Source organism: Mycobacterium sp. SM3041, from assembly GCF_039668335.1.
Lineage (GTDB): Bacteria > Actinomycetota > Actinomycetes > Mycobacteriales > Mycobacteriaceae > Mycobacterium.
Genome location: NZ_JAYXBQ010000001.1, coordinates 248469 through 263091 on the forward strand (window position 1 = coordinate 248469; position 14623 = coordinate 263091).

The following is a 14623-nucleotide window of genomic DNA, read 5'->3' on the forward strand; positions in this document are numbered from 1 at the left end:
GCGGAAAATGAATGGCCAGGGCCTCGGGGCAATGGCCAGGGCCTAGGGCTGAGTCCACCAGTTGTCGGGCTGCTTGGTGGCCCAGCCGGTGATGGCCTCCAGGCTGGCGGCCAGAGAGATCAGGAGCGGCTCGCTGCCTTCCGGGCCCATGAGCTGCACACCGATGGGCAGCCCGTCGGCGGCGAAGCCGGCCGGGATGTTGATCGACGGCCAGCCGAGTGCGTTCCACGGCCAGCACACCGGGCAGGCCGCGATGATCGCGCGGTCGGTGGCGGTGCTGCCCAGACGGTCGAAGGCATCGATCAGCGGTGGCGGCTGCGCCGTCGTCGGCGCCAGCACGACGTCGACGAGGTTGAAAATCCAGCCGATGCGGCGCGCCAGCGTCTTCTCCCGCTGCCGTGCCTGCCGGAGGGCGTGTTCCGACATCAGCCACCCGGTCCGGATGTTGCTGCGGGTGCGCGGGTCCAATGCCACACCGGGTCCGACGCGGTCGCGCCATTCGGCGAGCCCGGAGGTGGAGCGGGCCAGGAAGTCCAGGGACAGCCGCAGCCCGTACTCGGGATCGGCCGGCCGGACCGTGTGACCGAGCTCCTCCAGTTGTCCCGCAACGGTATTCAGCGCGGCCCGGATCTCCGGATGCAACCGGGCCGGGAACAGCGTGAACGGAAACTTGGTCGACAACGCGACGCGCAGGGGCCCCGGCGCTCGGCCGACGGCCTCGGCCGCCGCGATGGGCGCCGGCTTGTGCAGATCACCGTCGACGTTGCCGGCGGCGGCGTCGAGAACCAGCGCCGCGTCGGCGACGGTGCGGGCCAGCACCCCGTTGACCGTGATGCCGTTGAAGGCTTCGGGCAGCGGCCAGGTGGAGATGCGTCCGCGCTGCGGTTTGATGCCGACGAGATGCGTCCAGGCGGCGGGGATGCGGACGCTGCCCGCACCGTCGGATCCGATTGCGGCGGTGACCAATCCGGCCGCGACGGCCGCGGCGCTACCGCCCGACGACCCGCCCGGGGTGTGCTCGCGCGACCAGGGGTTGCGGGTGTGCCCGAAACCGGGCCCGCTGGTGAACGGCCACTGGCCGAGCTCGCAGGTGTTGGTCTTGCCGACGATCACCGCGCCGGCCGCCTTCAGCCGGCGCACCACCTCGGCGTCCGCGGTGGCCGGGGGCACGTCGCCGTCGGTGCCGAACCGGGTGGGCACGCCCGCGACGTCGACGTCGTCCTTGATCGCGATGGGTACGCCGAGAAGCGGAAGATGTTGTCCGGCAGCACGTTTGCGGTCTGCTTCGGCGGCGTCGGCGAGCGCCTGTTCGGTGAAGACCACCCGGAAGGCGTTCAGCTCGAGCTGACTGGCCGCGATGGCATCCAGCGACTGCCGCACGATCTGCTGTGACGTCACCGTGCCGCTCGCGAGGCGGTACAACTGCTGGGTCAGAGTCGGGAATCGGGGCTGCGCGGAACGTTCGGCCATGTCGGTTCCGAGGATAGTGGTGCGCACTTGCCCGGCGCTGCCTAACGGAAGTTGTCGGTCCGTGATGGGACAATCGCCCGATGCGGTTGTACCGGGATCGAGCGGTCGTGCTGCGCCAGCACAAGCTCGGCGAGGCCGACCGGATCGTCACGCTGCTCACCCGCGAACACGGGCTGGTCCGCGCGGTGGCCAAGGGCGTGCGGCGGACCCGCAGCAAGTTCGGCTCGCGGCTGGAGCCGTTCGCCCACATCGACGTGCAGCTGCATCCCGGCCGCAACCTCGACATCGTCACCCAGGTGGTGTCCCTCGACGCGTTCGCCGCCGACATCGTCAACGACTACGGCCGCTACACCTGCGGCTGCGCCATCCTGGAGACCGCCGAGCGGCTGGCCGGTGAGGAACGCAACCCGATGCCGGCACTGCAGCGGCTCACCGTCGGCGCACTGCGGGCCGTCGCCGACGGCAGCCGGCCCCGTGAACTGGTGCTCGACGCCTATCTGCTGCGGGCCATGGGGATCGCCGGCTGGGCGCCGGCCATCACCGAGTGCGCGCGCTGCGCCGCACCCGGTCCGCACCGGGCGTTCCATGTCGCGGCAGGCGGCAGCGTGTGTGTGCACTGCCGGCCGTCGGGATCGGTCACCCCGCCGCAGGGTGTGCTGGATCTGATGGCCGCGCTGCACGACGGCGACTGGGAGTTTGCGCAGGCCTCGCCGACCGGGCACCGCAGCCAGGCCAGCGGGCTGGTGGCCGCGCACCTGCAGTGGCATCTGGAGCGTCAGCTGCGGACATTGCCCCTCGTCGAGCGTGCGTACCGTCCCGATACCGCACTCATTGAGCAGCGCGTGACCCTACTCAGGCAGGATATTGCCCATGGCACTCAACCGGGCGCGCAAGACCAGCTATCCACAGCTGCCTCAGGCGCCTGACGACTATCCGATCTTCCCGGACGTTTCGACCTGGCCCGTGGTCTTTCCGGAGCTCCCACCGAACTCCAACGGCCGCTTCGCACGGCCGCCGCAGCACCCGTCCAAGGCCGTCGCACCGCAGATTCCCGCCGACCAGGTACCCAACCACGTCGCCGTCGTCATGGACGGCAACGGCCGGTGGGCCACCCAGCGCGGGCTCGGACGCACCGAGGGCCACAAGATGGGTGAGGCGGTGTTGATCGACATCACCTGCGGAGCCATCGAACTGGGCATCAAACACCTGTCGGTGTACGCGTTCTCCACCGAGAACTGGAAGCGCAGCACCGAAGAGGTGCGGTTCCTGATGGGCTTCAACCGCGAGGTGGTGCGCCGCCGCCGCGAGAACCTCAACGCGATGGGCGTCAACATGCGGTGGGTCGGGTCGCGGCCGCGCATGTGGAGCAGCGTCATCAAGGAGTTCGACATCGCCGAGCAGATGACCGTCGGCAACGACGTCATCACCGTCAACTACTGCGTGAACTACGGCGGGCGTACCGAGATCGTCGAAGCGGCGCGCGAACTCGCCGAGCAGGCGGCGGCCGGCAAGATCAACCCGAACCGCATCTCCGAGGCGTCGTTCGCCAAGCACCTGCACCGCCCCGACATCCCCGACGTCGACCTGTTCATCCGCACCTCGGGCGAGCAGCGCGCCAGCAACTTCATGCTGTGGCAGGCGGCGTACGCCGAGTACGTCTTCCAGGACAAGCTCTGGCCGGACTACGACCGCCGCGACCTGTGGGCGGCGTGCGAGGAGTACGTCAACCGCAACCGACGGTTCGGGAGGGCCTGATGGCGGACTTGTTGCAGCGGTTGGCAGCCGTGCTCGCGGATTCGGTGACCATCGTCGAAGAGACCGACGGCGCCCTCACCGTCGCACACGACGGGACGGTGGCGTCACTGCGCGTGGTGAACATCGGCGAGGGACTCGACCTGGTCTCACTGACGCAGCCACTGGCATGGGATATCAAGCTGGACAACAAGGTTCGGGACCGCGTGGCCGATCACGCGGGTCGCACCATGCTCGGCTCGGTGGTGCTGGTGGAGCGGGCCGGTGATCCGCGGTCCAACGGCGCCAAGAAGGTCGGCGACGTGATGCTGCGCTACAACTTCCCGGCCGCCGGACTCAGCGACGACGCCTTGTCCACCCTCGTCATGCTGGTGCTGTCCACCGGCGTCGACGTGCGGGCCGACCTGACGTCGTGACGCCGGCGTGACCGTCATCCGGATCGTCGCCGCGGTGGTCGCCGACGAACGCGGGCACCTGCTGGTCGTCCGCAAACGTGGCACGACGACGTTCATGCAACCCGGCGGCAAGTTCGAACCGGGGGAGTCGCCGGTCGACGCGCTGGCCCGCGAGATCCGGGAGGAACTCGGGGTCGGCATCACCGACGTGCGGGAGTTGGGTCACCACACGGCGGTCGCGGCCAACGAGCCCGGGCACACGGTCGACGCCGAGCTGTTCCTCGTGCAGCTCGACGGCGCGCCGCAGATCGCGGCCGAGATCGAGGAGATGGCCTGGATCGATCCGTCGGCACCCGGCGACATCAGGCTGGCGCCGCTGACGGCCGAGGCGGTGCTGGACTGGGCGCGGAGCCGGGCGGCTCTGGAGCCCTGAACGTCAGGCGCCGGTGCAGGCCGAGCACACCCCGAAAATCTCGATGGTGTGACTGACATCGGAAAAGCCATGGGCGGCAGCGGTTTCGGTGGCCCACGCCTCGACCTCGGTGCCGGCCACCTCGACCGTGGCGCCGCACTGCCGGCACACGAGGTGATGGTGATGGTGGGCCTGCGAGCAGCGCCGGTAGAGCGCCTCACCGCTGTCGTTGCGCAGGCTGTCGACCTGTCCGGCCGCGGCCATCGACTGCAGGGTGCGGTAGACGGTCGTCAGGCCGATGCCCTCGCCGCGGCGGCGCAGTTCGTCGTGCAGCTCCTGTGCGGACCGGAATTCTTCGACGTTGGTGAGCAGCGCCGCGATCGCGGTGCGCTGCTTGGTGGACCGGGTGGGAGCGCTCACGACCGGTCCTCCTCGACGTGCGCGATCGCGTCGACGACGATGTGCGCGAGGTGATGGTCGACCAGGCGGTACATCACCTCGCGGCCGGCGCGTTCACCCGCGACGACCCCGGCCGACTTGAGGATGCGCAGGTGCTGGCTGACCAGGGGCTGCGGGACTTCCAGGGCGTCGACGAGTTCGTGCACGCAGCGCTGTGACTCGCGCAGCTGCATCACGATGGCGATGCGGATGGGCGCGGCGAGGGCGCGCAGCAGGTCGCCGGCGGCGTCGAGCGTGTCCCGCGGCGGGGACGACGGAAACGGCGCGCCGCTGTGCTGGTGGTCGAGCTCGTCATGCGTAGTGGTGGGTGGCACCCCGGCAACTCCCGGCTATTGGAAATAGTTTTCATTTAGCTTTCCATGCGCGCATACGCATGTCAAAGGTGGGTGCGACATTGGCCGATCAGCGGGGCCTTTAGGCTGGACGGGTTGCATCCCAGCTGACTCGAGGAGTGCTCGAACATCGTGGCGTCCATCATCGACACCGTTGCCAACCTGGCCAAACGCCGTGGTCTGGTCTTCCAGTCCGGCGAAATCTACGGCGGCACAAAGTCTGCGTGGGATTACGGGCCACTGGGTGTCGAGCTCAAGGAGAACATCAAGCGCCAGTGGTGGAAGTCCGTCGTCACGTCCCGCGACGACGTCGTCGGCCTGGACAGCGCGATCATCCTGCCCCGTCAGGTGTGGGTGGCCTCGGGCCACGTCGCGGTGTTCAACGACCCGCTGGTCGAGTGCCTGAACTGCCACAAGCGGCACCGTCAGGACCACATGCAGGAGGCCTACGCCCTGAAGAAGGGCCTCGATGACCCCGATGCCGTGCCGATGGACGAGATCGTCTGCCCGGACTGCGGCACCAAGGGCCAGTGGACCGAGCCCCGTGACTTCAACATGATGCTCAAGACCTACCTCGGGCCCATCGAGTCCGAGGAAGGCATGCACTACCTGCGCCCGGAGACCGCGCAGGGCATCTTCGTGAACTTCGCCAACGTGGTGACCACAGCGCGCAAGAAGCCGCCGTTCGGCATCGGCCAGATCGGCAAGAGCTTCCGCAACGAGATCACGCCCGGCAACTTCATCTTCCGCACCCGCGAGTTCGAGCAGATGGAGATGGAGTTCTTCGTCGAGCCCTCGACCGCGCCGGAGTGGCACAAGTACTGGATCGACACCCGCTTCCAGTGGTACGTCGACCTGGGCATCAACCCGGAGAACCTGCGCCTCTACGAGCACCCGCTGGAGAAGCTGTCGCACTACAGCGCCGGCACCACCGACATCGAGTACAAGTTCGGCTTCGCCGGCAACCCGTGGGGTGAGCTGGAAGGCATCGCCAACCGCACCAACTTCGACCTCAGCACGCACGGCGAGCACTCGGGCGTCGACCTGTCGTTCTACGACCAGGCCACCGACACCCGCTTCGTGCCGTACGTCATCGAGCCGGCGGCCGGCCTGACCCGGTCGCTGATGGCGTTCCTGGTCGACTCGTATCACGAGGACGAGGCCCCCAACGCCAAGGGCGGCGTCGACAAGCGCACCGTGCTCAAGCTCGACCCGCGCCTCGCGCCGGTCAAGGCCGCGGTGCTGCCGCTGTCGCGCAACGCCGATCTGTCGCCCAAGGCCCGCGACCTGGCCGCCGAGCTGCGCAAGAACTGGAACGTCGAGTTCGACGACGCCGGCGCCATCGGCCGCCGCTACCGTCGCCAGGACGAGATCGGCACGCCGTTCTGCATCACGGTCGACTTCGACTCGCTCGAGGACCACGCCGTGACCATCCGCGAGCGTGACGCCATGACCCAGGAGCGCGTCGCCATCGACGCCGTCAGCGACTACCTCGCGGTGCGCCTCAAGGGCTGCTGACGGGCAACTGCCAACCGTCGTATGCGCACCGGTGAGAAATTGCCGCCGGGGACCCGCCGCGGGCTCGAATAGGCTTGTGGGCCAGGGGCAAGGGACGCCGGAGGGGGCGACAGTGACGGTTCTCGGCGCATTTCTTTCGACGTGGGACGACGCGCGCGCGACGTTCGGGTCCGGGACGCCGGTCGGCGGTGCCGAATTCGACATGAGCGACCAGTTCCACGAACTGCGCAGCACAGTGCTGTCGGCGGCGAGCGGCGGCGAGTGGACGGGCACCGCGGCCGAGGCGTACGACGATCGCAATCGCGCGCATGCCGGGGCCATCGGCAGGCTCGCCGAACTCGACCGACGGCTCGGTGTCGAGGTCGACCGGTCGGCTGCCGTGGTGACGGCGGGCCGCCGCGATCTCGACTCCGTCAAACAGTGGGTGGTCGACGCGGCCGCCAGCGTGCCGCCCACCGCCGCGGGCGACCGTGTACTGCTTCCCGTGGTGGTGAAGGGGACGGCCGAGATCGCCGACATCATCAGTCGGTCGAACGCCGATATGGATGCCATCGCGGCACGCATCCGCGAGATCGGTTCGGGCTATGAGGAAATCGCCGGGCGGGACGGACGCGATCCCGGCGATCCGAACGGAAAACCGGAGGACCCGCCGGCCGACAAACACCCGGGCGACACCATTCCGGCGCCGCCGCCATGGGCGAAACATGATGGCGGGGCTGGAGAGTGGGGTTCGCAGCCGTGGTACGCGCGGGGTGACGACGCCGCCTTCAAAGCCGCCATCGAGGCCGGGCTGCCATTGATCGGGCTCAAGTGGCCGCATGCGGCCGACCTGATGGATCACTATCTCGACAACACCGGGAAGCCCTACAACCTCGATGTGAATTCGATGATGAACGACATCCCGCAGATGCGCGCGCGAGCCGACGCCAAGATCAACGACGAGGTCAACCGGATTGTCGCGGACGCCGCGGCGACGGGGCAGTACGGCCGGCCGGTGGCGTTCCGGACGGGCTGGGACGGCTATTACATGGACGCCGAGGCCAATCCCGACTGGTACCACGCTGTCGGCGGCGTCGACATGTCGGTCGGTGGGGTGGTCACCGTCTACCCGCCGGACAGTCCGGGCGGGCCGCCTCGCGTCCACGTCGAATCGCAGGTGAACGTGGCGGATCAGTACAACTGGGACGAAGGGAAGGAGACCAAGGTGGGACCCATCACGATCACCGACAAGGACATGGGCGGCCTCCAGACCGCAGGCATGGCAAGGGAATTCGAGATCGCGGGTGCGTCGTCGGTCGCGACGTACGACGGGGTGCCGCGGTGATGCGGCACCTGGGAATGTTGGCCGCCGTCCTGGTGATGTGCGCGTTCTCCGCGTGTTCGGTCGAGAAAACAGGAGAGCAGAAGGTGTCTGCGGAAACGGCCGCGGCGTTCGGCAACGTGACCCTGCCGCAGGGCGCGCAGGTTCTGGCCACCGCCACCGATGCGGGCCGGGACACCCGCTACCGGCTGTCCCTGCGGCTGACCGACAGCCAGCTGCGCGAATTCCTGGGCCAGTTCCCGGCGCAGCCGCGGCCGTCCGAGATTCCGAAAACCATCACCGTGCTCGCCGGGCCGTCGCCGGCGACCGCGTCCAAGCCGTTGTTCCTGCAGGACAAGGTCACGACCAAGGACCACAAGCTGGTCAACCGTGAGGTCGTCGTCGACGAGCGCGGGCCCGACGAGGTGTACGTCCACCTGTCGCTGTACACCACCTAGACGAAGTGCTGAGCAGTCTCTCAGCACCCGTCGTCGATCCCGTTGCGCTCCCGGTATAGCGTGACGCCCATGACACGAGTTTCGGTGATCACCGGCGGTGCCGGCGGGATGGGCCGGGCGACGGCCAAGATCATCGGGCGGGACCACACGGTGGTGCTGGCCGATGTGCGTCAGGACCGTCTCGACGCCGCGGCGGCAGAACTGTCCGGTCTCGGGATCGCCGCATTACCGGTCCACGCCGATGTCACCGACCGGGTAGCAGTGGACCAATTGTTCGCCACCGCAACAGAGTTCGGTCCGATCGTGTCGGTGATCCACGCTGCCGGCGTCAGCCCGAGCATGGGGCCGGCGGATTACGTGGCACGCACCAATGCGATCGGCACCGTGAACGTCAACGAGGCCTTCTACCGCTTCGCGGACGCAGGCGCGGCGATCGTCAACGTGGCGTCGATGGCGGCACACCTGCTGCCCGACGAGATCATCCCCACGGCGAAGTTCCCGCTGGCCCTCACCGACGCGGACGCGTTCCTGGCCGAGATGCTGGCGGCCTGTGCGTTCGCGCCCGAGGAACTGCGCTCGGGCATGGCCTATGGGGTGAGCAAGAACTTCGTCAAGTGGTACAGCAGCTCCCAGGCCGAGCGCTTCAACGGCAAGGGGCTGCGCATCGTCTCGGTGTCACCGGGCTCGGTCGACACCGAGATGGGACTGCTCGAGGCCGACGCCGGCGCCGGCGCGATGGTCATGAACGCCGCGGTACCGCGCTGGGGCAAGGCCGAGGAGATGGCCGAGCTGTTCGCGTTCTGCGCCAGCGACAGGGCCGGGTACCTCACCGGCACCGACATCCTGAACGACGGTGGCGTGGTCGCCTCGATGCGCGAGCGGGCCCGTCGCGACGCCGCGGCGGGCTGATCGCTCACCGCGACTAGAACCGCCCGCCACCGCCGGAGAAGCCGCCGCCGGAGCCGCCGAAACTCGTTGAACTCCAACCACCCCCGTGGCTGCCACCGCCACTGCCGCCGCCGCGGATCATGCCCGACAAGATGCCGCCGATGATGATGCCGCCGATGTCGCCGGCGGTGCTCGTGCCGGTCCCGGCGTAGGCCTGGCGGGCGGCGCGGACGTCGTTGTCGGCCAGGTTCTGGGCCTGGGCGGCCAGGGCGTCTGCGGCGTTGGCCTGTTCGATGGCCGCCGGCAGGTCGGTGGCCTGCGCCGCCTGTGCGGCTTCGAGGCGGCGCTGCGCCTCGGCCAGCCGGGTGCGGGCTTCGGAGCCGACGCTGCCGCGGCGGGTGTCGATGAAATCGGAGACGCCGCGCACGCGGGACTGCGCCGCCAGCAGTGCCTGACCGAACGACTGCCGCAGCCGGTTCATTGCGGCGGTTTCTTCGGAGATGGTCGCGAGGAGCTTGTCCAGCTGCGAATCGGCGGCGGTCAGTTGGGTGAATGCGCTCAGCGGATCGGCCGTGCCCGACGCCTGGGCGTTCGAAACCGCCTGCACCGCAGCGGTACGCGCGGCCGTCAGCTCGGGGTAGTGCGTGCCGGGCGGTACCGCTTCCGCGGCCTTGATGCCGTTCTGGATATCGGAGATCGCGGCGGGCAGGGCGCTGATGGCGTGGGCGATATCGGTCGCGGCACTGTCGACCGAATCGAGCAGCCGTTGTGCCTGACCCAACGCCGATTCAGCGGCGCGGATGGCATTGACCAGGGCAGCCTGGCTGTCGCCCGGCTTGCTGACCAACGCGCGCGCGGTGGTGATGTTCTGGTCGGCGAACGTCAGCCGTTCTCTGGCGCCGTCCACGTTGCCGGCCACCGACGCCAGCGCGGTCTCGGTGAACTGGCCGTGCAGCCCGGTCAGGGTCTGCTGGGCCGGCTCGATGCGGGCGGTCAGGGCGACCATCTGCTGTGTCAGCGCGTCCAGCCGGGTCGGCGCGTTGATGACAAGGTCGCGCATCTGATGGAAGGCGGTGCGCTGGTTCTCCAGTTCTCTGTCGGCGCGGGCCGCCGAGACGACCACCTGGGTCAGGAGATCGCGGCGTTGTTGCGGCGTCTCGGGCACCGCGTCGTCGAGCGTCTGGCGCACGCTGAACGCCTGTGCCATGGCGGCTTTCGCGTTCTGCACGGCGGCGATGAACGGCGCGGTGTCGTGCTCGCCGAATTCGCCGACGGCCAGGGCCAGCTCGTTGTCGCTGGTGCGCACGGCGTTGTCGACCTCGACGAGGATCGACTTGGACAGGTCCTCCAACGTCTCCGGCGGCATCTTCGCGAGGACCGCGGGATCGGTGGCGTCAGCCTGCTGCGCGGCGTTGAGGTCGGCCTGCCGGCGCTGCCGACGCCGCCGCCGGGCCCACCAGATGAGCCCGGCGAACGCGACGCCGATGACCGCCAGCGCAATCACCAGCCCGACCCAGTTGAACGGCGCAGACGAGGCCCCGCGAAGTCCGTCGGCGGCCGCGACGGCCGCGCCCGCCCAGTCGCCGTCGTGCAGCTTGGCCTCGACGATCTCCTGGCGCAGGCGGTCGACGTCCACATCGCCCGTCGCGGCCTCGGGGACCAGGAGCGCGTAGGCACGATCCTTGATCGCCACGGCAAGGATGGCGTCGTGGTTGCCCAGAAAGCTTTTGCGCCAGGTGCTTTCTGCCCAGTCGCGGGGACTGGACTCGGAGAAGGTGTCGACATAGACGACCCACAACCGGGTACCGCGCTTGTCGTACAGCTGCTGCACCGCGCCGGAGACCTGGCTGCGTTGTTGCGCGTTGAGCGCACCGGCCCCGTCGGTGACGTAGTCCGGGAGCCGCATGGGTGGTTCAGCGCACGCGACCGGGGCCAGCAGCGTTCCCGCCAGCAGGACCGAAATCATCAGCCAGAGCACTCGCACGATGCGCATGTCGCTCAATGTAGTGACAGGGTATGTGGTAAGCGGACGCGCCCGGGCTGGCAGACTTCGGCCGTGGGCATTGCAAGCGACGGATACAGCGACTTCGACCGGCAGCGGCTGGTCGGGGAGGGCACGAAGAGCGCCACGCTGCCCGGCACCGATTCCGGCCACCGCACGGATTTCGCGCGTGACCGGGCCCGTGTGCTGCACAGCGCTGCGCTCCGCCGGCTCGCCGACAAGACCCAGGTGGTCGGGCCCCGCCAGGGCGAGACCCCGCGCACCCGGCTCACCCACTCGCTCGAAGTGGCACAGATCGGGCGCCACATGGCGGTGGGGCTGGGCTGTGATCCCGACCTGGTCGACCTCGCCGGTCTGGCCCACGACATCGGCCACCCGCCCTACGGCCACAACGGCGAACGCGCGCTCGACGAGATCGCCAAGCCGTTCGGCGGGTTCGAGGGCAATGCCCAGAACTTCCGCATCCTGACCCGGCTCGAACCGAAAACGCTTGACAGCGAAGGGCGTTCGGCCGGACTGAACCTGACCCGGGCCGCACTGGACGCCGTGATCAAATACCCGTGGTTCCGTGAGGACCGCGTGAAGTTCGGCTTCTACGACGACGACGCGGCGGCCGCCGCCTGGGTGCGCGAGGGCGCGCCCGCCGAGCGGCTGTGCCTGGAAGCCCAGGTCATGGACTGGGCCGACGACGTCGCGTACTCCGTGCACGACGTCGAGGACGGCATCATCTCGGGCCGTATCGACCTGCGCGTCCTCGCCGACGCCGACGCCGCCGACACCCTGGCCAAACTGGGTGCCCGGTCGCATCCGACGGTGACGCACGACGACATGCTGGCCGCCGCCGCGCGGTTGTCGCAGCTGCCCGTGGTCACCGCCGTCGGCAAGTACGACGGTTCGGTCGCGACGTCGGTGGCGCTCAAGCGGCTCACCAGTGAGTTGGTCGGCCGGTTCGCCAATGCCGCGGTCACCGAGACCAAGAAGCAGGCGGGCCGCGCGACGATGCGCCGTTTCGACGCCGAGCTCGCGGTGCCGACCCTGGTCCGGGCCGAGGTGGCGGTGCTCAAGATGCTGGCCCTGCAGTTCATCATGTCCGACCACCAGCACCTGCAGATTCAGGCCGACCAGCGCACCATGGTCCGCGAGGTCGCGCTGTCACTGTGGGGCCAGGCCCCGGCGAGTCTCGACCCGCAGTTCGCCGCCGAGTTCGCCCTCGCCGACGACGACGGGGCCCGGCTGCGGGTGGTCGTCGACCAGATCGCGTCGTACACCGAGACCCGGCTGGAACGCGTGCACGAGGCGCGCTCGCCGCGGCCGCTGGACTGAATCCCGCGCCGCCTACACTGGGCGCGTGGCCGGCCGGATTCCTGATCGCGATATCGCGGCCATTCGTGAACGCACCCGCATCGAGGACATCGTCGGCGAGCACGTGCAGCTGCGGCGCGCGGGCGCCGACTCGCTCAAAGGCCTGTGCCCGTTCCACGACGAGAAGTCGCCGTCGTTCCATGTGCGGCCCAACCATGGGCTGTTCCACTGCTTCGGCTGCGCCGAGGGCGGCGACGTCTACGCGTTCGTGCAGAAGATCGAGCACGTCACCTTCGTCGAAGCCGTGGAGCTGCTCGCCGACCGGCTGAACTACACCATCAGTTACGAGGGGTCGTCGACCACCAACGTGCAGCGCGACAAGGGCAGCCGCAGCCGCCTGCTCGCCGCCAACGCCGCCGCGCAGGAGTTCTACGCCGAGGCGTTGCAGTCGGCAGAAGCCGCCGCCGCCCGCCAGTACCTGATCGACCGGAACTTCGACGCCGACGCTGCCAAGCGTTTCGGCTGCGGATTCGCCCCGTCGGGCTGGGACACCCTGACAAAACACCTGCTGCGCAAGGGATTCACCTTCAAGGAGCTGGAGGCCGCCGGGTTGTCCCGCGAGGGTCGCCGCGGCCCGATGGACCGCTTCCACCGCCGGCTGCTGTGGCCCATCCGGGGCGCGACGGGTGAGGTGATCGGGTTCGGCGCCCGCCGGCTGTTCGACGACGACCACATGGAAGCCAAGTACGTCAACACACCGGAAACGGTGCTGTACAAGAAGTCCCACGTGTTGTTCGGCCTCGACCTGGCCAAGCGTGACATCGCCAAGGGCCATCAGGCCGTCGTCGTCGAGGGCTACACCGACGTCATGGCCATGCACCTTGCCGGGGTGACCACCGCGGTCGCATCGTGCGGCACGGCCTTCGGCGACGAGCACCTGTCGATGCTGCGGCGCCTGATGATGGATGACAACTTCTTTCGCGGCGAGCTGATCTACGTGTTCGACGGTGACGCCGCCGGACGCGCAGCCGCGGTGAAAGCCTTTGAGGGCGAACAGAATCTGACTGGCCAGTCGTTCGTGGCGGTCGCCTCCGACGGCATGGATCCGTGCGATCTGCGGCTCAAGTCCGGTGACGGTGCGCTGCGGGATCTGGTGGCGCGCCGAACCCCGTTGTTCGAGTTCGTGATTCGTACCGCGCTCGAAGAGCACGACCTGGACAGCGCGGAGGGCCGCGTGGCGGCGCTGCGCCGGTGTGTGCCGTTGACGGCCCGGATCAAGGACCCCACCCTGCGTGACGAGTACGCCCGTCAGCTCGCCGGCTGGGTCGGTTGGGACGACGTGGCACAGGTGATCGCGCGGGTGCGCGAGACCGCCAAGTCGGGCCCGGCGGCGTCGAAGCGGGACGCGCGGCGTCCGGCGGCGCCGGCGGCCCCGGCCGCGGCGGTGGCGGTGGGGCGCCCAAATCCGAAGGACCCGACGCTGTGGCCGCAGCGCGAGGCACTCAAGTCGGCTCTGCAGTACCCGGCGATGGCCGGCCCGGTGTTCGACGGGCTGCCGGTCGACAGCTTCACCCATCCCGGGTACGCGGCCGTCCGGCAGGCGATCACCGCGGCAGGCGGGACATCGTCGGGGCTGGGCGGTGCGGAATGGATCGAGGCGGTCCGGGCGGCCGAGCCGTCGGCCGCGAACCTGATCAACGAACTGTCGGTCGAGGCCTTCCAGGCCGAAGAGGACAAGCTGCCGCGGTACATCGCGAGCGTGCTGGCCCGCTTGCAGGAGGTCTGGGTCGGCCGCGAGATCGCCGAGCTGAAGTCGAAACTGCAGCGCATGTCGCCCGTCGAGCAGAGCGACGAGTACCACGCCCTGTTCGGCGACCTCGTCGCCATGGAGCAGTACCGGCGCAGCCTGCTGCAGCAGGCCAGCGGCGACGATCTCAGCTGAGGGCTTTCGTCTGCTGTAACGCGGGGACGCAGTCTGCGCGATATGGTGGGGCAGAACCGACCCCAGGGGAGAGGCCAATCATGACCTTCGGAGCAACCCGGCTCTTCGCCGCAGCAGCGCTCGTGGCCACCGCAGTGGCCGCCCCCGTCGTCGTTGCGCTCAGCAGCGCCCCGTCATCGCAGACGACGGCCGACGGTGGTTGCCTCGCCTGGTTCGGTAACAAGGAAGACGGCTACTGCATGGGCCGTTCCAACGGCCAGCCCGTGAACGTGGGCACGCCGTGGGGCGTCTGGGGACCGCAGGGCGGTATCAGCAGTGGCCCGCTGCTGCCGGGCCAGACCTGGAACCAGCCGCTCGGCTGACGCCTCCCGAACCGATAACCGCCCGATTGTC

15 protein-coding genes are annotated in these 14623 nt (G+C 69.1%); 11 read left to right on the plus strand and 4 right to left on the minus strand.

The window, feature by feature from the left end; translation table 11 throughout:
* Nucleotides 1–42: 42 nt before the first annotated feature.
* Nucleotides 43–1470, minus strand: coding sequence for an amidase (locus VXD91_RS01055; RefSeq protein WP_346414407.1), 1428 nt, complete (start codon nt 1468–1470; stop codon nt 43–45).
* Between the two features lie 80 nt (nt 1471–1550).
* Between VXD91_RS01055 and recO the strand changes: the two genes are divergently transcribed.
* From recO to VXD91_RS01075, 4 genes are read left to right on the plus strand one after another with little or no spacing between them, the layout of a single operon-like run.
* Nucleotides 1551–2396: a DNA repair protein RecO gene (gene recO, locus VXD91_RS01060; protein WP_212812242.1), complete on the plus strand. Its 846-nt coding sequence runs from the start codon at nt 1551–1553 to the stop codon at nt 2394–2396.
* Nucleotides 2341–3225, plus strand: a complete 885-nt coding sequence (locus tag VXD91_RS01065) for a decaprenyl diphosphate synthase (protein WP_212812241.1) — start codon at nt 2341–2343, stop codon at nt 3223–3225. The genes recO and VXD91_RS01065 overlap by 56 nt, the downstream gene beginning before the upstream one ends.
* Entirely contained in the window at nt 3225–3638 is a 414-nt protein-coding gene (locus VXD91_RS01070) for a hypothetical protein (protein ID WP_212812240.1), read from the plus strand. Before VXD91_RS01065 ends, VXD91_RS01070 begins: the two co-directional genes overlap by 1 nt.
* A gap of 7 nt (nt 3639–3645) precedes the next feature.
* Nucleotides 3646–4050 carry an NUDIX domain-containing protein gene (locus VXD91_RS01075; protein WP_212812239.1) on the plus strand — a complete coding sequence of 135 codons (405 nt, stop codon included), beginning with the start codon at nt 3646–3648 and terminating at the stop codon, nt 4048–4050.
* A 3-nt stretch (nt 4051–4053) separates the two neighbouring features.
* On the opposite strand, the gene VXD91_RS01080 is transcribed toward VXD91_RS01075, so the two are convergent.
* Both VXD91_RS01080 and VXD91_RS01085 read right to left on the minus strand, forming a co-directional pair.
* Complete coding sequence (locus VXD91_RS01080; protein WP_212812238.1) at nt 4054–4449, minus strand: Fur family transcriptional regulator; 396 nt, start codon at nt 4447–4449, stop codon at nt 4054–4056.
* Nucleotides 4446–4802 (minus strand): metalloregulator ArsR/SmtB family transcription factor, encoded by a 357-nt coding sequence (locus VXD91_RS01085; RefSeq protein ID WP_212812237.1) that lies wholly within the window; start codon nt 4800–4802, stop codon nt 4446–4448. Before VXD91_RS01085 ends, VXD91_RS01080 begins: the two co-directional genes overlap by 4 nt.
* 150 nt (nt 4803–4952) lie before the next feature.
* On the opposite strand from VXD91_RS01085, the gene VXD91_RS01090 reads away from it, so the two are divergent.
* The 4 genes from VXD91_RS01090 (at nt 4953) to VXD91_RS01105 (ending at nt 9005) form a co-directional block, all read left to right on the plus strand.
* Nucleotides 4953–6338 (plus strand): glycine--tRNA ligase, encoded by a 1386-nt coding sequence (locus tag VXD91_RS01090; protein WP_346414408.1) that lies wholly within the window; start codon nt 4953–4955, stop codon nt 6336–6338.
* A gap of 112 nt (nt 6339–6450) precedes the next feature.
* Nucleotides 6451–7662 (plus strand): EspA/EspE family type VII secretion system effector, encoded by a 1212-nt coding sequence (locus VXD91_RS01095; protein ID WP_346414409.1) that lies wholly within the window; start codon nt 6451–6453, stop codon nt 7660–7662.
* A complete protein-coding gene (locus tag VXD91_RS01100) occupies nt 7662–8096 on the plus strand; it encodes a hypothetical protein (RefSeq protein ID WP_346414410.1) in 435 nt (144 codons plus the stop codon). The genes VXD91_RS01095 and VXD91_RS01100 overlap by 1 nt, the downstream gene beginning before the upstream one ends.
* 69 nt (nt 8097–8165) lie before the next feature.
* On the plus strand, nt 8166–9005 hold the full coding sequence (locus VXD91_RS01105; RefSeq protein WP_346414411.1) for an SDR family oxidoreductase: 840 nt from the start codon (nt 8166–8168) through the stop codon (nt 9003–9005).
* Between the two features lie 13 nt (nt 9006–9018).
* Here VXD91_RS01105 and VXD91_RS01110 read toward each other — a convergent pair whose 3' ends face one another.
* A complete protein-coding gene (locus VXD91_RS01110; RefSeq protein ID WP_346414412.1) occupies nt 9019–10977 on the minus strand; it encodes a TPM domain-containing protein in 1959 nt (652 codons plus the stop codon).
* A gap of 63 nt (nt 10978–11040) precedes the next feature.
* Here VXD91_RS01110 and VXD91_RS01115 point away from each other — a divergent pair, with 63 nt between their 5' ends.
* The 3 genes from VXD91_RS01115 to VXD91_RS01125 all read left to right on the plus strand — a co-directional run bounded on the left by VXD91_RS01115 (nt 11041) and on the right by VXD91_RS01125 (nt 14592).
* Nucleotides 11041–12309, plus strand: a complete 1269-nt coding sequence (locus tag VXD91_RS01115) for a deoxyguanosinetriphosphate triphosphohydrolase (protein WP_346414413.1) — start codon at nt 11041–11043, stop codon at nt 12307–12309.
* A gap of 25 nt (nt 12310–12334) precedes the next feature.
* A complete protein-coding gene (gene dnaG / locus VXD91_RS01120; protein ID WP_346414414.1) occupies nt 12335–14230 on the plus strand; it encodes a DNA primase in 1896 nt (631 codons plus the stop codon).
* A gap of 80 nt (nt 14231–14310) precedes the next feature.
* Nucleotides 14311–14592, plus strand: a complete 282-nt coding sequence (locus tag VXD91_RS01125) for a hypothetical protein (protein ID WP_318985297.1) — start codon at nt 14311–14313, stop codon at nt 14590–14592.
* The last annotated feature ends 31 nt before the right edge of the window (nt 14593–14623 follow it).